General features: G+C 61.2%; 17 protein-coding genes. 6 read left to right on the top strand and 11 right to left on the bottom strand.

Annotated features, from left to right (window positions below):
- Positions 1–78 precede the first annotated feature (78 nt).
- A complete protein-coding gene (gene spy / locus J9788_RS21795; protein WP_033645367.1) occupies positions 79–570 on the bottom strand; it encodes an ATP-independent periplasmic protein-refolding chaperone Spy in 492 nt (163 codons plus the stop codon).
- A gap of 542 nt (positions 571–1,112) precedes the next feature.
- On the opposite strand from spy, the gene pdeR reads away from it, so the two are divergent.
- On the top strand, positions 1,113–3,107 hold the full coding sequence (gene pdeR, locus J9788_RS21800) for a cyclic di-GMP phosphodiesterase (RefSeq protein WP_182265682.1): 1,995 nt from the start codon (positions 1,113–1,115) through the stop codon (positions 3,105–3,107).
- 16 nt (positions 3,108–3,123) lie between these two features.
- Here the strand turns inward: pdeR and J9788_RS21805 are convergent, their stop codons facing one another.
- Positions 3,124–3,990, bottom strand: coding sequence for a crotonase/enoyl-CoA hydratase family protein (locus tag J9788_RS21805; protein ID WP_033652699.1), 867 nt, complete (start codon positions 3,988–3,990; stop codon positions 3,124–3,126).
- Between the two features lie 341 nt (positions 3,991–4,331).
- Here J9788_RS21805 and yhjD point away from each other — a divergent pair, with 341 nt between their 5' ends.
- The 3 genes from yhjD (at position 4,332) to J9788_RS21820 (ending at position 7,872) form a co-directional block, all read left to right on the top strand.
- Entirely contained in the window at positions 4,332–5,351 is a 1,020-nt protein-coding gene (gene yhjD, locus J9788_RS21810) for an inner membrane protein YhjD (protein ID WP_021505224.1), read from the top strand.
- A gap of 329 nt (positions 5,352–5,680) precedes the next feature.
- Positions 5,681–7,003: an MFS transporter gene (locus J9788_RS21815; RefSeq protein ID WP_016930463.1), complete on the top strand. Its 1,323-nt coding sequence runs from the start codon at positions 5,681–5,683 to the stop codon at positions 7,001–7,003.
- A gap of 101 nt (positions 7,004–7,104) precedes the next feature.
- Positions 7,105–7,872: a CDP-diacylglycerol diphosphatase gene (locus J9788_RS21820; RefSeq protein WP_072626779.1), complete on the top strand. Its 768-nt coding sequence runs from the start codon at positions 7,105–7,107 to the stop codon at positions 7,870–7,872.
- On the opposite strand, the gene J9788_RS21825 is transcribed toward J9788_RS21820, so the two are convergent.
- Both J9788_RS21825 and pdeH read right to left on the bottom strand, forming a co-directional pair.
- The gene (locus J9788_RS21825; RefSeq protein ID WP_182265681.1) at positions 7,873–9,912 is read right to left on the bottom strand and encodes an AsmA family protein; all 2,040 of its coding nucleotides are present in this window, start codon (positions 9,910–9,912) and stop codon (positions 7,873–7,875) included.
- Between the two features lie 91 nt (positions 9,913–10,003).
- Positions 10,004–10,795, bottom strand: coding sequence for a cyclic-guanylate-specific phosphodiesterase (pdeH, locus tag J9788_RS21830; protein ID WP_046898887.1), 792 nt, complete (start codon positions 10,793–10,795; stop codon positions 10,004–10,006).
- A 236-nt stretch (positions 10,796–11,031) separates the two neighbouring features.
- Between pdeH and J9788_RS21835 the strand changes: the two genes are divergently transcribed.
- Positions 11,032–11,967 (top strand): sugar kinase, encoded by a 936-nt coding sequence (locus J9788_RS21835; RefSeq protein ID WP_182265680.1) that lies wholly within the window; start codon positions 11,032–11,034, stop codon positions 11,965–11,967.
- Positions 11,968–12,022: 55 nt separating this feature from the next.
- Here J9788_RS21835 and ilvC read toward each other — a convergent pair whose 3' ends face one another.
- The gene (gene ilvC, locus J9788_RS21840; RefSeq protein ID WP_033636408.1) at positions 12,023–13,498 is read right to left on the bottom strand and encodes a ketol-acid reductoisomerase; all 1,476 of its coding nucleotides are present in this window, start codon (positions 13,496–13,498) and stop codon (positions 12,023–12,025) included.
- Positions 13,499–13,666: 168 nt separating this feature from the next.
- On the opposite strand from ilvC, the gene ilvY reads away from it, so the two are divergent.
- Positions 13,667–14,557 (top strand): HTH-type transcriptional activator IlvY, encoded by an 891-nt coding sequence (gene ilvY, locus J9788_RS21845; RefSeq protein ID WP_004929971.1) that lies wholly within the window; start codon positions 13,667–13,669, stop codon positions 14,555–14,557.
- Between the two features lie 9 nt (positions 14,558–14,566).
- On the opposite strand, the gene J9788_RS21850 is transcribed toward ilvY, so the two are convergent.
- From J9788_RS21850 to J9788_RS21875, 6 genes are all read right to left on the bottom strand, one after another.
- Positions 14,567–15,268 carry a DUF2461 domain-containing protein gene (locus tag J9788_RS21850; protein ID WP_038874696.1) on the bottom strand — a complete coding sequence of 234 codons (702 nt, stop codon included), beginning with the start codon at positions 15,266–15,268 and terminating at the stop codon, positions 14,567–14,569.
- A gap of 21 nt (positions 15,269–15,289) precedes the next feature.
- Positions 15,290–15,868, bottom strand: a complete 579-nt coding sequence (locus J9788_RS21855; RefSeq protein WP_182265679.1) for a hypothetical protein — start codon at positions 15,866–15,868, stop codon at positions 15,290–15,292.
- A complete protein-coding gene (locus J9788_RS21860; RefSeq protein WP_033654501.1) occupies positions 15,868–16,863 on the bottom strand; it encodes a hypothetical protein in 996 nt (331 codons plus the stop codon). The genes J9788_RS21855 and J9788_RS21860 overlap by 1 nt, the downstream gene beginning before the upstream one ends.
- A gap of 112 nt (positions 16,864–16,975) precedes the next feature.
- On the bottom strand, positions 16,976–18,520 hold the full coding sequence (gene ilvA / locus J9788_RS21865) for a threonine ammonia-lyase, biosynthetic (protein WP_015379394.1): 1,545 nt from the start codon (positions 18,518–18,520) through the stop codon (positions 16,976–16,978).
- A 5-nt stretch (positions 18,521–18,525) separates the two neighbouring features.
- Positions 18,526–20,376, bottom strand: coding sequence for a dihydroxy-acid dehydratase (ilvD, locus tag J9788_RS21870; RefSeq protein ID WP_182265678.1), 1,851 nt, complete (start codon positions 20,374–20,376; stop codon positions 18,526–18,528).
- A gap of 107 nt (positions 20,377–20,483) precedes the next feature.
- A complete protein-coding gene (locus J9788_RS21875; RefSeq protein ID WP_182265677.1) occupies positions 20,484–21,410 on the bottom strand; it encodes a branched-chain amino acid transaminase in 927 nt (308 codons plus the stop codon).
- Positions 21,411–21,414 lie beyond the last annotated feature (4 nt).

The raw sequence follows: 21,414 nt of genomic DNA on the forward strand, positions 1-21,414 counted from the left end.
GGGTCTGCCGGTGATAACGCCGGAAAAAAAAAGGCCAGACAAATAGTCTGGCCCTTTTTTATTTACCGCGAGCGTATATTACTGACCGGAGGACATCTGCTCCTTCATTTTATTCATATGGTCCATCATCTTTTGCTCACGTTTCTGATAATTCTCATTGTATTGTTTTTTCTGCTCAGGGGTCAGCAGGTTATACATTTTATTTTCCGCCTTGGCGCGTTCCAGCATGCGTTCGGATTGCGCTTTGCCGATCGCGTCAATTTGCGCCTTCGCCTTCGCTTCATCGAAGCTGTCGGAAGCGACCAGATTATGCAGCGCCTGGCGTTCCTCTTTCATGCCCGGACCGCGTTTCGAGTGCGACTCTTTCATGATATCGCGCATTTGCTGGCGCTGCTGCTCGGTCAGGTTCAGCCCGGCGAACGGGCCGCCTTTACCTTCACCCTTGTGATGCATCATTTTCATCGGCGCCGCATCCGCAGCCGGGGCCGCCGTCGTATCAGCGGCGAACGCCGCAGAAGCAGAACCCAGAGCCAGCGTGGAAGCAATAAATAAAGCCGTCAATTTACGCATAATCATTTCCTTAAAAATTTTTCTTCATCAGGAGCGCTGTACGTTAACAGGCTCATTCGTTCGTCGAAGATAATAATAGGCTGATAAAATTCAAGTAATGCGAGGGTGTGTAAACTTTTTAAAACCCGTCACGGGTTTATTCACCAATTATGAGAAAACTATGAAGATGGCGTTTATTCGGCGGAAATTTTAATTTCCCGGCGCAAATCCCCTCGGCGGAGTTATTTTTCAGTCTCACCCTCAACGCTATAATTTACTCACGTTCACGGCAACCTTGCATCAACCGTTTTTCGTTAGCGAGAAGAATCTGTACAAACTTCGCGCGGCCCGATGTTCTCCTCCTACACTTTAAGACAACCGGTCGCCGGGTGGCGCGTACACCGCAAAACTAATCATTGCTTATAGAATAGTTTCCATTACCCGCCCCGCCTGTGAAAACCTGTTATATGATGCACAGACGCGCACGGCGACCACTTTCGGGCCACAGGCCGCCAGCGGTTCTTCGTGCTGACCGGCCGCCCGTGCTCTTTTGAGGAATCATCATGTCCGCAGACCAAGGCCCTGAGCTTCTTAACGCCCACTTCGGCACCCAGAGCCCCCACTGGCGGCTGGCGTTTGACAGCAATGCCCTGGAGCTGTCCGCCGTTAAGGGCAAAGCTCACGTCGCGGTGGCGCTGAGCGCCATGGACGCGGCGAAAATTCGCCGTTTGACCGGCGTGACCGCCAGCCTTGAACTCACCATCAAGCTGGCCGGCGAACCGCTGCATCTGCATCTGGTCGGGCGCCGCGTCAATAACCTCGAATGGGCGGGCACCGCGTCCGCGTTCAGCGATACCCAATCCGTGGCGCGCGATCTGGTGCATGGGCTCTCCTTCGCCGAGCAGGTGGTGTCCGAAGCCAACTCGGTGATCGTGATCGTCGACCAGCACGGCCGCATCCAGCGCTTCAATCGGCTGAGCGAGGAGTACACCGGGCTGCACGAACACGAGGTGATCGGCAAGAACGTTTTCCAGCTGTTTATGAGCCCGGAAGAAGCCGCCGCCTCGCGGCGCAACATCGCCGGCTTCTTCCGCAACGGCTCTTCGTATGAGGTGGAACGCTGGGTAAAGACGGTCAAGGGCGAGCGGCTGTTCCTGTTCCGCAATAAGTTCGTGCACAGCGGCAGCGGCAAGAACGAGGTGTTTCTGATCTGCTCAGGAACCGACATCACCGAAGAGCGTCGCGCGCAGGAACGGCTGCGGGTGCTGGCCAACACCGATATCATCACCGGCCTGCCGAACCGTAACGCCATCCAGGACAAGATCAACCACGCCATCGCCACGCGCGGCGAAGAGAGTTTCGGCCTGGTGTACCTCGATCTCGACAACTTCAAAAAGGTCAACGACGCCTACGGCCATATGTTCGGCGATCGGCTGCTGGTTGAGGTCTCGCTGGCGATCCTCGGCTGCCTGAGCCCGGATCAGGTGCTCGCCCGCCTCGGCGGCGACGAATTTTTGGTGCTGGCGCCTCAGACCGATCGCGAACGTTTGCAAACGCTGGCACAGCGCATCATCGATCGGCTGAAGACCCCTTTCCGCATCGGCCTGATCGAAGTGTATACCGGCTGTTCGATCGGCATCGCGCTGTGCCCGGAGCACGGCAACGATCTCGACAGCCTGATCCGCAGCGCCGATACCGCCATGTACGTCGCCAAGGAGCACGGCAAGCGCACCTATACCGTCTTCTCGCCGGAGATGAACAAGCGCGTCGCCGAATACATGTGGCTGGACACCAACCTGCGTAAAGGGCTGGAACAAAATCAGCTGGTATTGTATTACCAGCCTAAAATCGACGCGCGCAGCGGTGAAATGCACAGCGTGGAAGCGCTGGTGCGCTGGGATTCGCCGGAGCGCGGTCTGATCCCGCCGCTGCAGTTCATCTCCTACGCCGAGGAGTCCGGCCTGATCGGCCCGCTGGGCCAATGGGTGTTGCAGACCGCCGCCTGCCAGGCGGCGCAGTGGAGAGAGCGAGGATTGAATCTGCGGGTGGCGGTCAACCTCTCCGCCCGGCAGCTGGCCGACGACGGCATCGTCAACGATCTGCTCGGGGTGCTGCGCCGTCACCGCATGGCCCCTTGCCTGCTGGACTTCGAGTTGACTGAAAGCAGCCTGATTGAAGACGAAAACCGCGCGCGCGTGCTGATCACCCGGCTGCGCGAGCTGGGCGCGCAGGTGCATCTCGACGACTTCGGCACCGGCTATTCGTCGCTGGCGCAGCTGGCGCGTATTCCGCTGGACGCCATCAAGCTGGATAAAAGCTTCGTGCGCGGGGTGAATTTCAACCCGGTTTCGCAATCGCTGGTGCGCGCGATCGTCGCGGCGGCAGAGGCGCTGGCCTTCCGCGTGATCGCCGAAGGGGTGGAGACCGAGAGCGAAAATCAGTTCCTCGACGAGGTCGGCGTGGACGAAAAGCAGGGCTTTCTGTTTGCGCGGCCAATGCTCCCGGAACAGCTGGAGCATTGGCTGCAGTCCTATCGCCCGCGCTCACCTTCCGCGTGAGGCGGGCGCGTTAACGTTAGCCGGCACGACGCAGGTTCAGGGTGTGGCGATCCTGCAACATCACCAGCCGCTCGATGTAGGCGCGATCTTTTTCCTCAATGGTGAAGGCCGAGTGCACCCAATCCTCGGTAATGTCCATCAGCTCGGAACGCGTCAGCTGCAGCACGCGCTGACGCGCCCGCAACATGGCGCGCATGCCGTTGAGCTTCGGCCGGATGGTATCGATGAAAGTGCGCGTCGCCATGTAGGCGTCGCCGGGCTGGAACAGCTGATCCACCAGCCCACGGCTCTCGAACCACTCTGCGGTGTGCGACTCGCCGCCCCAAATCAGTTCTTCGGCCAAGCGCATGCCCGCCTTGCGCGCCACCAGCGAGTAACCGCCCATGCCGGGAAACAGGTTGAACGCAATCTCCGGGAATCCCATGCGCGCATTGTTCTGCGCCAACACGAAATGGTGCGCCAGCGCCGCTTCAAAGCCGCCGCCCAGCGCGCTGCCTTCGACCATCGCAATGCTGACCGCGCCGGTATCGAAACCGCGCGCCGCCGCATGCACGCAGTCGATGCAGGCACGCGCGTAGGCCATCATCGCCTCGCGTTTGCGATTCTTGATGGCTTCGGCGAAGAACTGCAGATCGCCGCCGACGTTAAACATGTTCGGCACCAGCGAGCCGGTGACCCAGAAATCGAACCGCAGCGAAGACTCTTTCGCCGCCTGCGCCAGCGTCATGATGTCTTCGATCAGCGCCTGATTAAAGCAAGGACGCGGCGCAGCGCGCAGCAGCATCCACATGATATGCCTCTCCTCTTCATAGTAGGCGGAAAGCTGCGACAGATTGCCCGCTTCGGTAAACGGACGGCAGGTGGGGTGATTAAGCAATTTCATAAGACCTTCCAGTTTTTCTGTTGATGACGGGTGAGACCGTTCCAGCCCCTACGGCTGCAGCGGAGCGGCGCTTGGCAACGCGTGGCGCCACATCATGAGTAAACGCTTTCTCGCCGACGAAACAGATAAAAATTGGAGGTAGGGAAGTGAAAAAAACCGAGGCGCGGCGGGGTTTTCATAGGAATTTTACCTATCGACCGCCTCCTGGCATTTCATGCCAGGCGCTAACGCGTTAAGCTCGGAAAATGACCGTTTGCCGCCCCGGCGCTCAAAACGCCGCGGGGCTTTGGCTATAATCAACGCGGATACATGCCGTTTAACGTTAAGGAAATCGTGAAGTAATGCCTACAGGACCAGACCAGGAACGCCGCCAGCCCGCACAAGACACGCCGCCGAAGCCGCTTATCGCCATCAAGACCGGCCATGAAACGCTCGACCGCCGCATCAGCGGTTTTTCACGTCTGATTGAACGCATCAAAGCCTGGCCGAGCGTTGCGCACCTGCTGCGCGCCGCCGAACGCTTTAACGATCGGCTGGGCAGCCAGTTCGGCGCCGCCATCACCTATTTTTCATTCCTCTCGCTGATCCCGATCCTGATGGTGTCGTTCGCCGCCGCCGGTTTCGTGCTGGCTTCCAACCCGGATCTGCTGGCCCGTTTGATCAACCGGATCGTCGGCAGCATCAGCGATCCGACGCTGGCCAGCACGCTGAAGAACACCGTGAACACCGCCATTCAGCAGCGCACCACCGTGGGATTGACCGGCCTGGCGCTGGCGCTCTATTCCGGCATCAGTTGGATGGGCAACCTGCGCGAAGCGATCCGCGCGCAGTCGCGTGACGTCTGGGAGCGCAATCCGCAGGATCAGGAGAAAATCTATTTCAAGTACACCCGCGACTTCATCTCGCTGACCGGCCTGGTGGTCGCGCTGATTATCACGCTGTCGCTGACCTCGGTCGCCGGATCGGCGCAGGCGGCGATCGTCAACGCGCTGGGGCTGGACGGCATCGAATGGCTGCGGCCGGCGCTGACGACGATCGCGCTGTCGATCTCGATTTTCGCCAACTATCTGCTATTCCTGTGGATTTTCTGGATGCTGCCGCGCCACAAACCGAAGAAAAAAGCGCTGCTGCGCGGCACCTTGCTTGCGGCTATCGGTTTTGAGGTGATCAAATTCGTGATGACGATGACGCTGCCGCAGGTGGCGAAATCGCCTTCCGGCGCGGCCTTCGGCTCGGTGATCGGGCTGATGGCGTTCTTTTACTTCTTCGCCCGCCTGACGCTGTTTTGCGCCGCCTGGATCGCAACGGCCGACTACAAAGGCGACAAAGCCTTGCCGGAACGCGAGCCGCCGGCGCGCTGAAGCCATGCAATCGTGCCGGTGTTATCGCACGCGCCGGCACTTTCCTCTGGTTAATAAGCCAAAAACCAGTCAATCCCTCTAAATCATGCGGCATGGCATTCGAAAAACCAGCATAACAAACTACCCAGTCACTTTTCTTTCCCGTTTTTACAGCCATTCACACTACATGAAGCCTATTTCTCAACGTTTAACGCTACAGAAAAGAAGTCAGGTAAAACATTAGTCTTTTTAACCGGTTAGCGGCGGCGCTGCCCAAAGTTCCAGCGTTGAAAAGGCGCAATGCTGTCACTAAGATGGATTTTTACCCCCTCCAACAATAAGAAATAGATATGCAAGCCACCATCGCACCCCCACTCGACGCCGACGACGCGTCTACACCGGTGAATTCCCGCGGGAAAGTCATCGTCGCCTCGCTGGTCGGCACCGCCATCGAGTTCTTCGACTTTTACATCTACGCCACCGCCGCAGTGATCGTGTTCCCGCACATCTTCTTCCCGCAGGGCGACCCGACCACCGCGACGCTGCAGTCGCTGGCCACCTTCGCCGTCGCCTTTGTCGCGCGCCCTATCGGCTCTGCGCTGTTCGGCCACTTCGGCGATCGCGTGGGGCGCAAGGTGACGCTGGTCGCCTCGCTGTTGACCATGGGGATTTCCACCGTGCTGATCGGCCTGCTGCCGAGCTATGAAACCATCGGCATCTTCGCCCCTATCCTGCTGGCGCTGGCGCGCTTTGGCCAAGGGCTGGGGCTGGGCGGCGAATGGGGCGGCGCCGCCTTGCTGGCGACGGAGAACGCGCCGGCCAAAAAACGTGCGCTGTACGGCTCCTTCCCCCAGTTGGGCGCCCCGATCGGCTTCTTCTTCGCCAACGGCACCTTCCTGCTGCTCTCGTGGCTGCTGAGCGACCAGCAATTTATGGAATGGGGCTGGCGCGTGCCGTTCATCCTCTCCGCCGCATTGGTGCTGATTGGCCTGTACGTCCGGGTGTCATTGCATGAAACGCCGGTGTTCGCCAAAGCGGCCAAGGCCGGCAAACAGGTGAAAGTGCCGCTCGGCACGCTGCTGAGCAAGCATCTGAAAGCCACCATCCTCGGCACCTTCATCATGCTGGCGACCTACACGCTGTTTTATCTGATGACGGTCTATTCGATGACCTACGGCACCGCGCCGCAGCCGCTGGGCCTCGGTTACTCCCGCAACAGCTTCCTGTGGATGCTGATGGTGGCGGTGATCGGTTTCGGCGTGATGGTGCCCATCGCCGGCCTGCTGGCGGACGCTTTCGGCCGTCGCAAGACCATGATCGCCATTACCCTGCTGATGATCGGCTTCGCGTTCCTGTTCCCGACCCTGCTGGGTTCCGGCAACCAGGCGCTGGTGATGGGCTTCCTGCTGTGCGGCCTGAGCATCATGGGGCTGACCTTTGGCCCGATGGGCGCGCTGCTGCCGGAGCTGTTCCCCACCGAAGTGCGCTATACCGGCGCCTCGTTCTCCTACAACGTCGCGTCGATTCTCGGCGCGTCCGTGGCGCCTTACATCGCCACCTGGCTGGCGGCCCACTACGGGCTGTTTTACGTCGGCATGTACCTGGCGGCGATGGCCGGGCTGACGCTGCTGGCCCTCCTGCTGATGAAAGAAACCCGCCACCAGTCGCTGTGATCCTCTGCGGCCCCCTCACTGCGGGGGGCCGCACGCGTTGTTCGTTTCCTGTCATAAAACCGGGCTATGCTGGACGTTTCTCTCGGTAACAGGATCGGCCGATGTCTCTGCGTCGTGGGGTATTTGTCTGCGTGGCGCTGCTGGCGGCTCTCGCCATCGCGCTCTATTACGGGTTGAAACCCGACCATCCCGATGCGCTGTGGCGCATCGTCAGCCAGCAATGTCTGCCCAATCAGCAGGCGCACGACAACCCGGCGCCCTGCGCGCAGGTGGATGTACAGGCCGGTTTCGTAGTGTTTAAAGATCGCAACGGGCCGCTGCAATACCTGCTGATGCCCAGCGCCAAAATCACCGGTATCGAAAGCCCGGCGGTGCTGGACGCCGCCACGCCGAATTTCTTCGCCCAGGCCTGGCGCGCGCGCCACGTGATGGCGGAACGCTATGGCAAACCGATCGACGACGGCGATATTTCATTGGCGATCAATTCGGAATACGGCCGCACGCAAAACCAGCTGCACATTCATATCTCCTGCCTGCTGCCGGCGGTAAAACAGCGGCTGGCGCAGATCGGCCCCCATTTCATCGAGCAATGGCAACCGCTGCCCGGCGGCCTGTTGGGGCATGACTATCTGGGGCGGCGGGTGACCCCTGCCGAACTGGAACAACAGGGCGCCTTCCGCCTGTTGGCCTCCGGCCTGCCGCGCGCCGACGGGCGCATGGGCAGCTTCGGCCTGGCGATGACCGCGCTGCCGGACGGGGATTTCCTGCTGCTGGCAACCGAGCGCAGCCTGCTGCCGTTCACCCTGGCCTCGGCGGAAGAGATCCAGGATCACGACTGCCGGCTGCTCACGCCGCCGCCGCGCACCTGATTATTTTTTGCCTTTCATCTCCCGCAGGATCTGCCCGCACTGGTTCTCCTCGCCGCCTTCACTGGGCGAGACCAGCGCCAGCAGCGCCGCCGCCGGCGTCAGCACCGCCCCCAACGCCACCGCCGCCGCGCCGCGCGCGATCAGCGGCCCGGCTTTGACCCCGGCGTCCGGATGCTTGAAGGTGCCTTTCACGTACAGCGGCGATCGCAGCGTCAGCACGCGCATGCCCTTGCTTTCCGGATCGATGGACAAATCCAGCCGTTCGGTGGCGAGGTTGGTGTTGCCGGTGATGTTGATCACCGCGTTTTCGGTGTCGAACACAAACAGTCGCGGCGCGGCGACGCCGCTGCGGATGCCGACGTCCGCCGCCGCGCAGTTGATGCCCACCACGTCGTCACCGAACAGCTGCGCCACCAGATAGTTACCGACGTTCAGGCCGAGGATCTCCATCAGGCTACGGCTGATCACCCCGTTATTGATCAGCAGGCGCAGATCGCCGTTGCTGGTCGCCAGCAGCTCGGCCACCGAATTGCCGCTGCCCGTCAACCTGGCGTCGCCGTTCATCTGCCCGAGGCTGCGCTTCATCGCCTCCACGTTCGGCAACAGCTGTTTAAGCTGAAGTTTGCGTGCATGCATATCCACCTGCCCGCGCATCGGCTTTTTGCCGCCGTCGAGGCGCACGACGGCGTTCAGGCTGCCGCCCGCCATGCCAAAGCGCAGCGGATCCAGGCGCAGTTCGCCATTGTTCAGCTTCAGGTGCGTGGCCAGATCGCTCAGCGGCAAATCGCTGCCGCGTTCAATGCGCGCGGCGGCAAACTTCACGTCCGCATCCATCTTGCGCCAGCTTTGCGTATCGAACTGTTCGACCGGCAGCACCTTATCCGCAGGCTGACGGCTTTTCTCGCCGCGCCCGGCTTTGGCGGCGTTGGAGTCCGCGCCGATCAGCGGCGCCAGATCCGCCAACCTCAGCTGCCGGGAGTTCACCGCGCCGCTCAGCGTGGGCCGCGGTTTACCGGCAACGTACTTCAAGCTGCCGTGAATGTCGCTGTCGCCGATTTTTCCGTCGAATTTCTGGTACTCAAACACCGCCCCGCCCGGCTGATGCAGGCGGGCGGTCAGATGTCCATCGGTCGCATACGGCGGGGTGTTCGGCAACAACACGCCGGTCAGGCCATAGAGGTTGCTCAGGCTTTCACCGGAAAATTTCAGCTGTACGTCCAGGCCGCCGAGGTTCAGCGGATCGGACAAAGTGCCCGCGACCACCACCCGGGTGCTGCCGGAGCGCACATCGGCCTGCAGCGGGAACGGCAAATCGGCGCTCTGCAGCGACAACATGCCGCCAATCTTGCCGCTGCCGCTCAACGGCTCGCCGTTATATTTGCCCTTCACCTGCCAGCCGAAAACGTAATCGGGGGTCGCGGCCTTGTCGCCGCCCTGTTTGCCGGTCACTTCACTGAACGGCAACGGCTTGCCGAGCGGATCGATGACGGCGCGGAAATCCGCCTTCAGCGTGGCGTCTCTAAAGGCGATCTGCCCCTTGTCGAATACGATGTCGTGAACGGTGAACGACCAATCGGAAGGCGGCTGCTTGGGATCCTGGCCGGCGGCCAGGTCAAACGTCCAGTTGTTGTCGCCGTTGGCCAGACGTTGCAACGAAGCATTCGGCTGCTTCAGCCAGATGCGCGGGATCAGCAGCTCTTTACCCAGCAGCGCCAGCGGCGCAATGCTGGCGTCGACGCGCTGCAGCGTCACCATGCTGTCGCCGGGCATGTTTTTCGGGTTACCCAGCCACACGTCTTCGGCGTGAATATGCGGCCAGGGCACCCAGGCGCGCCAGCCGCCCTCATCCGGATTGCGCGACCAGTCAACGCCCAGATCGCCGCGAATGGCGAACGGTCGCCGCAGTTCGGCCGACACTTTGTCGTTGATGGTAGGCTTGAGTCGATTCCAGTCGAAGGTAGCAATGAAGATCGTCAGCGCGACGATCAGCAGCAGCACAATGCCGCCCAGCCAGCTGAAAACCTTTCCTGTTCTTGTCATAGCGGCTCCCTCAGCGCATAAATCGGGCTGCCGAATGAAAGGAAAAGGAGTTAGCAGCCCCGTTTAAGCCTAGCTGAGGATAGGCCGGAGTTCACGCTGGCGCGCCGGGCGCGGCGAACAGCGTCGGCACGCTGTGCAGAGTTTCAAAGCACGCCGGGCGAGACAGGTAGTAGCCCTGTGCGGCCAACGCGCCGGAACGCTGCACCAGCCGCCACTCTTGTTCGGTTTCCACGCCCTCGACGATCACCCCGTCGCTGTGCTGGTTCATCATCTTGATCAGGGTGCCGAGCAGCTGGACGCCCTCTTCCGACTGTTTGAGCAAAGTAAACAATTCGCGCGCCACCTTGATGTATTGATAGCGCCAGGCGCCGACGGCGGAGAAGTTGGCCAGCCCGCTGCCGAAATCGTCCAGCCACAGCCGCTCGCCGCCGACGATCTGCTGCAGCGGGCAGTTTGACGCCGTTTCGGCGTGCTCCACCAGCTCGAAGCGCAGATAGGGCATTTCGGCGATCTGCCGTTGCAACGCGCTATGGCGCTGCAACGCTTGCAGCGCGATGCCGTCGATATTGACCGACACCATCACCGCGTGACGAATGAACAACGCCTGCCAGCGCTGCAACAGCGCCAGCTGTTCCTGGATCACCTGCAAACGCTGGGCGACGCCGAGCGAGGAAAAATAATGTTCCGGGGATTGCCGCTTGTCCGGCTCATTCGGGTGATACACCGCCGTCAGCAGTTCCACCGCCAGCAGCGCGCCGCTGGTGCGATAAATCGGCTGGAAGGTATACAAACGCCGGCATTGCCGCCAGTAGCGCCGCGATTTGGCGCAGGCATAGAGGGCAAAACAAGGCGCCAGCAGACCAGAGATCAGATTGGTTATCATCGGTACTATCGCCGTGGCGGGGAAATGAGAGCGCTGCCGCTGTTTCTTTACCCAGCTTATCGGCAACGCGGCGTAAAACTTTAAGCCGAATTGCCGCCCGTTTCTCCTCCGTCCTGCCCGCGTTCGCCGATCGCGATCATAAAAAATTAAAACACCGTTTTAATTTATTGACTCCCTTACCGCCTTGCGTGGAGACTGACGGCTATTGCTTCTTCTTTAGCCAGGGCTTATTGACGATGACTATCCGAAATCTCGCCGTGATCGGCGAATGCATGATCGAGCTGTCGCAGCAGGGCGCACAGCTGACGCGCGGCTTTGGCGGCGATACCCTCAACACCGCCGTCTACCTCGCCCGCCAAATGCCGGAACAGACGCTGCGGGTGCATTATGTCACCGCACTCGGCACCGACAGTTTCAGCGGCGAAATGCTGCAGGCCTGGCGGCAGGAGAAGATCGAGACCGGGTTGATTCAGCAATTCGACAACAAGCTGCCGGGCCTGTACCTCATCGAAACCGACGCCGCCGGCGAACGTACTTTCTACTACTGGCGCAATGACGCCGCCGCCCGGTATTGGCTTACGGGACCGCAGGCCGACACACTGTGCGAACGGCTGGCGCAGTTCGATTACCTGTACCTCAGCGGCATTAGCCTGGCGATCCTCGCGCCTGCCGATCGCATGAAACTGCTGGCGCTGCTGCGCCGCTGTCGCGCCAACGGCGGCAAGGTGATCTTCGACAACAATTACCGTCCGCGCCTGTGGCAAAGCCGTGAGGAAACGCAGCAGGCCTACCGCGAGGTGCTGGCCTGTACCGACATCGCTTTTCTGACGCTGGATGACGAAGAGTTGCTGTGGGGAGCGCAGCCTATCGAACGGGTGGTCGCACGCACGCAGGCGCTCGGCGTCGGCGAGATCGTCATCAAACGCGGCGCGCACGCCTGCCTGGTGTTCAGTATGGCAGGGGAGAAGCTTGAGGTGCCGGCGATCGCGCTGCCGCCAGAGCGTGTCGTCGACACCACCGCAGCGGGCGATTCTTTCAGCGCCGGTTACCTGGCGGCCCGCCTGAACGGCGGTAGCGCCCAACGGGCGGCGCAGCGCGGCCATCTGCTGGCCGCTACGGTGATCCAGCATCGCGGCGCCATCATTCCCGCCGCAATGATGCCGGAGGCATAAAAAAAAGCCGGCATCGCTGCCGGCTCTTTCTCTTTGTGCTTTGCCTTGCGGAAAATCAGCCCGCGACGGCGATGCGTTTCATATCGGTCATGTAGCCGCGCAGTTTACGGCCGACGGTTTCGATAGGGTGGCTGCGCACCGCTTCGTTCACGTCGCGCAGCTGCGCATTGTCCACCGCCGTACCCGCCACGGCTTTGCCCAAATCGCCCGCCTGCAGGGTGGTCATGAAGTCCTTCAGCAGCGGCACCGCCGCGTTGGCGAACAGGTAGTTGCCGTACTCTGCGGTATCGGAGATAACCACGTTCATTTCATACAGACGCTTACGCGCAATGGTGTTGGCGATCAGCGGCAGCTCGTGCAGCGACTCGTAGTAAGCCGACTCTTCGATGATGCCGGCATCGACCATGGTTTCGAACGCCAGCTCAACGCCCGCTTTCACCATCGCCACCATCAGCACACCGTGATCGAAGTACTCTTGCTCGCTGATTTTGCCTTCAAACTGCGGCGCATTCTCGAACGCGGTTTTGCCGGTCTCTTCGCGCCAGGTCAGCAATTTCACGTCGTCTTCCGCCCAGTCGGCCATCATGCCGCTGGAGAACGCGCCGGAGATGATGTCGTCCATGTGCTTCTGGAACAGCGGCGCCATGATGGTTTTCAGCTGTTCGGACAGCGCATAGGCGCGCAGCTTGGCCGGGTTGGACAGGCGATCCATCATCAGAGTGATGCCACCCTGCTTCAGCGCTTCAGTGATGGTTTCCCAGCCGAACTGAATCAGTTTCTCAGCGTAAGCCGGATCGGTGCCCTCAGCAACCAGCTTGTCGAAGCACAGCAGCGAACCCGCCTGCAGCATGCCGCACAGAATGGTCTGCTCGCCCATCAGGTCAGATTTCACTTCAGCGACGAAGGAAGACTCCAGCACGCCGGCGCGGTGGCCGCCGGTCGCCGCCGCCCAGGCCTTGGCGATCGCCATGCCTTCGCCTTTCGGATCGTTTTCCGGGTGAACCGCAATCAGGGTCGGCACGCCGAAGCCGCGCTTGTACTCTTCACGCACTTCGGTGCCCGGGCATTTCGGCGCGACCATCACCACGGTGATGTCTTTACGCACCTGCTCACCCACTTCAACGATGTTGAAGCCGTGGGAGTAACCCAGCGCCGCGCCGTCTTTCATCAGCGGCTGCACCGCACGCACTACGGAAGAGTGCTGCTTGTCCGGCGTCAGGTTGACCACCAGATCCGCCTGCGGGATCAAATCTTCGTAGGTGCCGACCTTAAAGCCGTTTTCGGTCGCCTTGCGCCAGGAAGCGCGCTTCTCGTCGATCGCTTCTTTGCGCAGGGCATAGGCGACATCCAGGCCGGAGTCGCGCATGTTCAGACCCTGGTTCAGACCCTGGGCGCCACAGCCGACAATCACCACTTTTTTACCTTTCAGGTAGCCGGCTTCGTCAGCAAATTCGTCGCGCGCCATAAAGCGGCATTTACCCAATTGCGCCAACTGCTGACGCAGGTTCAATGTGTTGAAATAGTTAGCCATGGTGGTACTCCGGTTTGATGTTGTCTTGCATTGTTATTTTCATTCCCCGCCCTGTCTGTGCGGAGATTCGTTAAACTCAATGTATAACAGGAAATGCGTTGCTTAAATTGATATATTGAGAACGTGATATTGCAATTTTTGCAACACTCTCACTGCGAGCGTATCGATATGGATTTACGTGATTTAAAGCTGTTCCTGCATCTGGCCGAAAGCCATCACTTCGGGCGCACCGCCAAGGCGATGCACGTCAGCCCGTCGACGCTCTCCCGCCAGATCCAGCGGCTGGAAGAGATCCTCGGGCAGCCGCTGTTCCTGCGCGATAACCGCACCGTGCAGCTCACCGACGCCGGCGAACAGCTGAAAGAATTCGCCCAGCAAACGCTGCTGCAATATCAGCAGCTGAAGCACTCGCTCGGCCAGCACGGCCCTTCGCTGAGCGGCGAACTGCGGCTGTTCTGCTCGGTGACCGCAGCGTACAGCCACCTGCCGCCGATCCTCGATCGCTTCCGCGCGCAGCACCCGCTGGTGGAGATCAAGCTGACCACCGGCGACGCCGCCGACGCGGTCGACAAGGTGCAGTCCAACGAGGCCGATCTCGGCATCGCCGGCCGGCCGGAAACGCTGCCCGCCAGCGTGGCGTTCACCAAAATCGGCGAAATTCCGCTGGTGCTGATCGCGCCGGCGCTGCCCTGCGCGGTGCGCAGCCAGGCGTTCGCCGACAAGCCCGACTGGGCCGAGATCCCTTTCATCCTGCCGGAACACGGCCCTTCGCGAAAACGCATCGAGCTGTGGTTCCGCCGTCACCGCATCAGCAATCCGCTGATTTACGCCACCGTCGGTGGCCACGAAGCGATCGTGTCGATGGTGGCCCTGGGCTGCGGCATCGCGCTGATCCCGAGCGTGGTGGTGGACAACAGCCCGGAACCGGTGCGCAACCGCATCTCGCAGTTGGATAACATCTCGATGGTCGAACCGTTCGAGCTGGGAGTTTGCGTCCAGAAAAAACGCCTCAGCGATCCGCTGATCGACGCCTTTTGGCGGTTGCTGCATCCCCGCTGACGCGGGGTTTTACAGATCCGCCGGATCGATCTGCTTCATCGTCTCTACCTGCATCAGCCAGTGGTAGAGCGGCTCAAGCTGCAAAAATGCCCCGGCCAGCAGCGGCACCAGATCGGCGCTGAACAGCTTTTCCACTTCGCTGTCGGTCACCATCACCGCGAACGATTTGCGGTTGTACCAGGTGGCGATCTCCGCCGCCTGCTCCTTCACCAGCGGGCGCTTGTAGCTCTCGCCCACCAGCTCGAACGGCGGCCGGCAGCAGGCAGCTACCTCAAGGAAAGGCTGCGGCCGCTGCCTCAGCGTATGGCGGAACAGATCCATGGTCGGCTTGTTGGCGCTGTAGTAACCGAGCCCATAGCGCAGCATGTCCGGCCCCAGTTCGAAAAAGTAGACCGGCGCATCTTTCCAGTCTTTGCTCGGGCGCTTGAACGTGAGCCACATGCGGCTGCGGTAGCGCGACTTGTCGTGAGAAAACCGCGTATCGCGATGAATGCGCGACAGCGTTTTGCCGATCGCCGGGCGAGTCTCGAACTGCGGATCGATCGCCAGCATGCCGGGAGCAAGCTGCTCCACCAGCGCGCGAAACGGCGCCAGCAGCTCGCGATCGTAGATGTCGCGGTTGCCGTCGAACCACGCCTTATCGTTCTCGATCCGCACCTGCTGCAGGAAATTCAGGCCCTGCTGGCTAAAGCCGGAGAAAGGTTGCGTCATAAGTTTTTCCGTTCTGACGGTTTATCGGGTATTGCGCAGCTCTTCCCTCTGCCAACGGCGTTTGATAAACACGCGCCGACGCGTGCGGAAATAGGCGACATACAGGTAGAACGCCGCCCGGTTGCTGAACAGCGCCCCGCCAACCACGCCCCCCAGCAGCAGGGCGCCGGTGGCGATACCGGTCATGCCCGCCGCCCACGCCGCCGCGGCGCCGAGGCAACAGAGACCGAGCATGCCAAGGTAATATTGCAGCAATACCACCCCGCTGTTTTTACCCTGCACCAGTTGGAACAGGATCAGCGTCATCCACACCGCCACGATCGCGCCGCTGCCCATCAACACGGCGGCGGAGGTCTTGCCGCTCCAGGCGGCCGCCACATCCGTGACCAGACCCATCACACCCGCCAGGCCCAACATCAGGCACACCATCAGCAGCATGACGTTGCCGACGCCCGGCGGCGATAGCCGCTGGCCCGGCGTCAGGAAATGCTGCTCGAGCTGCGCATCCACACCGGCGAAAAGCGCGCGATCGCGCGCCGCGATTTGGCTTTCCATCTCCCGGCCCTGCACAATCAGGCGTTTAATCATCCAGTCCGCCATTACCTCACCATCTGCGGCAATTTCTGCATAATGCCCACAAAATACTGCCCGGTGGTTTTCACATTCACCGGTGCAGACAGGGTGCCGCTGATGCCGCTGCCCACGAACGTCAATGAGTTATTGAGCGCCGAGTGCAATTGCTGACGCAGCCCGTTTTGGATCGCTTCCGTCGGATAGCGCTTCGGGTATAAACCGTTCTTCACCATCTCTTTCAAGACGTTATTGGAAATCCCCGGGTTTTCCGCCCGAATGATGTTTTCGGTCAGCCGCTTCCTTTCGCTGCGGGGCATGCTTTTCAGCCACTCCGTCGCCTTGCGCGCCGAAATGCGGCGCATGGCGCGATAGGTCATCGTCGCTTCCTTCAGGGCGGCCCCGGCGCTGGCCAGCGAGATCACATCGAGCACGGTACTGGTGGCGATATACCACTGCTCTGAATCGAGCTGAGCCAATTCATCCCCTTTCCCGTCATAAAGCTTGTTGACGCGGTACAGCCCATTACCGCATTGCAACGCACTGGCGGCCATACCGGCATAGCCCAGATAAGCCACCGCCGAGCTGGTGCCGCCGGTAAACGGCACGGCGACGCTGCCCGACGCCAGTAAAAAGACCGATACCAGCAGCGTTCCACACGACAGCGCGGCCGAGGCCAGCTCTTTGCTGACGCTGGGTTTGCTCAGCGCTTCCGACAGCGTATTGGTCGCGGCAACGCGCGAGGTATGAGCCACCGTTTTGCTGATGACCACGTGGGTAACCTGCGAAGCGTTCGAGTAACCGGTGTGCTGCGTCGGGCGGACTAAAAATGAGTTTTGCCCGTCGGAAAAAATAATTCCCACGCCATGAAAGGCGAGGCTGCAGTCCAGCGAGTCCTGCAAGGCTTGCAGATTAATATCGCGATAGAATTCTTGTACGCCGGTATTGCCCAACAGGCGGGCAAACTCGGCGTTGGTCAAATCGTCTTCGGGAGAACCGAACGGCGTAGAAAAAGCAGTTTTCATTGTCGTGCATCCCTATACGTCAGAAGTCTTGGCAGTATAAAAATGCACGACAAAATCACAACCGCGCAACCCATAAACTGACTAATGCGTCACGGTTACTTATCAATCCGGCTCACCCCTGCAAAAAGAAGCGGAACGCCGGGTTGTCGGTTTCGTCGTGGCAATCGTAGCCCAGCGCCTGCAGGTGCCGCTCGAATTCCGGCTCGCTTTGCGCCAGCTCGAAGGCCGCCAGCACCCGGCCGAAGTCGGTGCCGTGGCTGCGATAGTGGAACAGCGAGATGTTCCAGTGCGTGCCCAGCGTCTGCAGGAACTTCAGCAGCGCGCCCGGCGACTCCGGAAACTCAAAGCTGTACAGCCGTTCGCGCAGCGGCTTCGACGGACGCCCGCCCACCATGTAGCGCACGTGCAGTTTAGCCATCTCGTCGTCCGACAGATCCACCACCTGGTAACCGTCGGCGTTGAGTTCGTCGATGATCTCCCGCCGTTCAGCGTGGCCGCGCGTCAGCCGCACGCCGACGAAAATGCAGGCGTTGTCGGCATCGGCGTAGCGGTAGTTGAATTCGGTCACCGAGCGCCCGCCCAGCAGTTGGCAGAACTTGAGGAAGCTGCCCTGCTGTTCCGGAATGGTCACCGCCAGCAGCGCTTCGCGCTGTTCGCCCAGTTCACAACGCTCGGAAACGTAGCGCAGCCCGTGGAAGTTGAGATTGGCGCCGGACAGCACGTGCGCGAGACGCTCGCCCTGAATGTTGTGCTGCTGGACGTACTTTTTCAGCCCCGCCAGCGCCAGCGCGCCGGAAGGTTCGGCAATGGCGCGCACGTCCTCGAACAGATCTTTGACCGCCGCGCAGATGGCGTCGCTGTCCACGGTGATCACGTCGTCCAGATATTCACGGCACAGGCGGAAAGTTTCGTCGCCGATGCGCTTCACCGCCACGCCTTCGGCGAACAGCCCGACGCGTGCCAGATCCACCGGATGGCCGGCATCCAGCGCCGCGCGCAGACAGGCGGAGTCTTCCGCTTCGACGCCGATCACTTTGATCTGCGGCATCAGCTGTTTGATCAGCACCGCCACCCCGGCGGCCAGGCCGCCGCCGCCGACCGGCACGAAAACCCGATCCAGATGCGCGTCTTGCTGCAGCAGCTCCATCGCCAGCGTGCCCTGCCCGGCGATCACCGTCGGGTGATCGAACGGCGGCACAAAAGTCATGCCCTGCTGTTGGGAAAGCTCGATCGCCTTCGCTTTGGCCTCGTCGAAATTGGCGCCGTGCAGCAGCACTTCACCGCCGAAGCCGCGCACCGCATCCACCTTGATGTCCGCGGTGGACACCGGCATCACGATCAGCGTTTTGATCCCCAGCCGTTTACCGGAGAAGGCGACGCCCTGCGCGTGGTTGCCGGCCGAAGCCGTCACGACGCCGCGCGCCTTCTGCTCTTCGTCCAGCCCGGCGATCATCGCATAGGCCCCGCGCAGCTTGAAGCTGTGCACCGGCTGGCGATCTTCGCGCTTCACCAAAATGGTGTTGCCGAGGCGCGAAGAGATTTTGCTCATGGCCTGCAACGGGGTGACTTGCGCCACCTCGTAAACCGGCGAGCGCAGTACCGCTCGCAGATATTCCGCGCCGCAGGGGGCGCTGGGTAGGGGTTGAGAGACCGCCATGCTGCTTATCCCCCCAGTTTGCTCTTGTCGCGCACCGCGCCTTTGTCGGCGCTGGTGGCCAACGAGGCGTAGGCGCGCAGCGCGAAGGACACCTGACGTTCACGATTTTTCGGCGTCCAGGCCGCGTCACCGCGCGCCAGTTCCGCCTCACGCCGCGCCGCCAGTTCCTGCTCGCTGACATCCAGCTGGATGCCGCGATGAGGAATGTCGATCGCGATCATGTCGCCGTCCTGCACCAGGGCGATCAGGCCGCCGTTGGCCGCTTCCGGCGAGGCATGGCCGATGGACAGCCCGGAGGTGCCGCCGGAGAAACGCCCGTCGGTGATCAGCGCGCACGCCTTGCCCAGCCCCATCGATTTCAGGTAGGTGGTTGGGTACAGCATTTCCTGCATGCCCGGCCCGCCTTTCGGCCCTTCGTAGCGAATCACCACTACGTCACCCGCCACCACTTTACCGCCGAGGATCGCTTCTACCGCGTCGTCCTGGCTTTCATACACCTTGGCCGGGCCGCGGAAGGTGAGGATTTCCTTGTCTACGCCGGCGGTTTTGACGATGCAGCCGTTTTCCGCCAGATTGCCGTACAGCACCGCCAACCCGCCGTCCTGACTGTAGGCGTGTTCACGGGTGCGGATGCAGCCTTCCTTGCGGTCGGTGTCCAGCGAATCCCAGCGGCAGTCCTGAGAGAATGCCTGCGTGGTGCGGATACCGGCCGGCCCGGCGGAGTACATTTTCTTGACGCTTTCGTCGCGGGTCAGCATCACGTCGTAGGCTTCCAGCGTCTGCGGCAAGGTCAGCCCCAACACGTTGTTCACCTCGCGGTTCAGCAAGCCGGCGCGATCCAGCTCGCCGAGGATGCCGATCACGCCGCCGGCGCGGTGCACGTCTTCCATGTGATATTTCTGCGTGCTCGGCGCCACCTTGCACAGGTGCGGCACTTTGCGCGACAGGCGATCGATGTCTTCCATGGTGAAGTCCACCTCGCCTTCCTGCGCCGAAGCGAGCAGGTGCAGCACGGTATTGGTCGAACCGCCCATGGCGATATCCAGCGTCATGGCGTTTTCGAACGCCGCCTTGTTGGCGATATTGCGCGGCAGCGCGCTTTCGTCATCCTGCTCGTAATAACGTTTGGTCAGCTCGACGATGCGCTTGCCGGCGTTGAGGAACAGTTCCTTGCGATCGGCGTGGGTGGCCAGCAGCGAACCGTTGCCCGGCTGCGACAGGCCCAGCGCTTCGGTCAGGCAGTTCATCGAGTTGGCGGTGAACATGCCGGAGCAGGACCCGCAGGTCGGGCAGGCGGAACGCTCGATCTGCTCGCTGTCGGCGTCGCTGACATTCGGGTTCGCGCCCTGGATCATCGCGTCCACCAGATCCAGCTTGATGATCTGGTTGGAGAGTTTGGTTTTGCCGGCTTCCATCGGGCCGCCGGAAACGAAGATCACCGGAATGTTCAGGCGCAACGCCGCCATCAGCATGCCCGGGGTGATCTTGTCGCAGTTGGAGATGCACACCATCGCGTCGGCGCAGTGGGCGTTCACCATGTATTCGACCGAGTCGGCGATCAGCTCGCGCGACGGCAGGGAATAGAGCATGCCGCCGTGGCCCATGGCGATGCCGTCATCCACCGCGATGGTGTTGAACTCTTTGGCTACGCCGCCTGAAGCTTCGATCTGTTCGGCGACCAGTTTGCCCAGATCGCGCAGATGCACGTGGCCCGGCACGAACTGGGTAAAGGAGTTGACCACGGCGATGATCGGCTTGCCGAAATCGGCGTCGGTCATCCCGGTCGCGCGCCACAAGGCGCGGGCACCCGCCATATTGCGGCCGTGGGTGGTGGTGGCGGAACGGTACTTAGGCATGCTCTTTTCACTCCAAATGTATTTATGGCAGGCGGCGAACGAACCGCCTGGATATTTCTTATCTTGTCTGTCTTGTCGTCCGCCACGCTGCGCGGCGAGCCTTGTCGTTAAGGGTTTACCGGATCCAGCCAGCCGTACTTGTCTTCCGTCTTGCCGGTGAACAGGCCGAAGAACGCCTCCTGAATCTGTTTGGTCACCGGGCCACGTTTACCGATACCGACCTGAATGCCGTCCACGCTGCGTACCGGCGTGATCTCCGCCGCGGTGCCGGACATGAACACTTCATCGGCCAGGTACAGCGATTCGCGCGACAGCACCTGCTCGCGCACGTCGAAGCCCATGTCTTTCGCCAGCTTGATGATCGCATCGCGGGTGATGCCCGGCAGCGCCGACGAGGTGAACGGCGGGGTGTAGATCACGCCGTCTTTCACCTGGAACAGGTTCTCGCCCGCCCCTTCGGAAATGTAGCCGTGCACGTCGAGCGCGATGCCTTCCTGATAGCCGTGGCGGCGCGCTTCGCTGCCCACCAGCAGGGAGGAAAGATAGTTGCCGCCGGCTTTGGCCGCGGTCGGGATGGTGTTCGGCGCCGCGCGGTGCCAAGATGAGACCATCGCATCGATACCTTGCTCCAGCGCCTCTTCACCCAGGTACGCGCCCCAAGGAAACGCCGCGATAATCACGTCCGTTTTATAACCGGCCGGCGGGTTGACGCCCATGCCGACATCGCCGACGAACACCAGCGGGCGAATGTACGCGCTGACCAGGTTGTTCTTGCGCAGCGTGGCGCGGCAGGCTTCCATCAGCTCGTCGACGCTTTGCGACACCGGCATGCGGTAGATTTTCGCCGAGTCGTGCAGACGCTGCATGTGCTCGCGATGGCGGAACACCACCGGCCCCAAGTGCGAGTCGTAGCAGCGCACGCCTTCAAATACCGACGTACCGTAATGCAGCGCGTGCGACATCACGTGCACTTTGGCCTCGGCCCAAGGAACCATCTCACCATTGAACCAAATGTAATCGGCTTTCTTTGTCATTGTT

It is taken from the genome of Serratia sp. X10 (genome assembly GCF_017811775.1).
Taxonomy (GTDB): Bacteria; Pseudomonadota; Gammaproteobacteria; order Enterobacterales; family Enterobacteriaceae; genus Serratia; species Serratia ureilytica.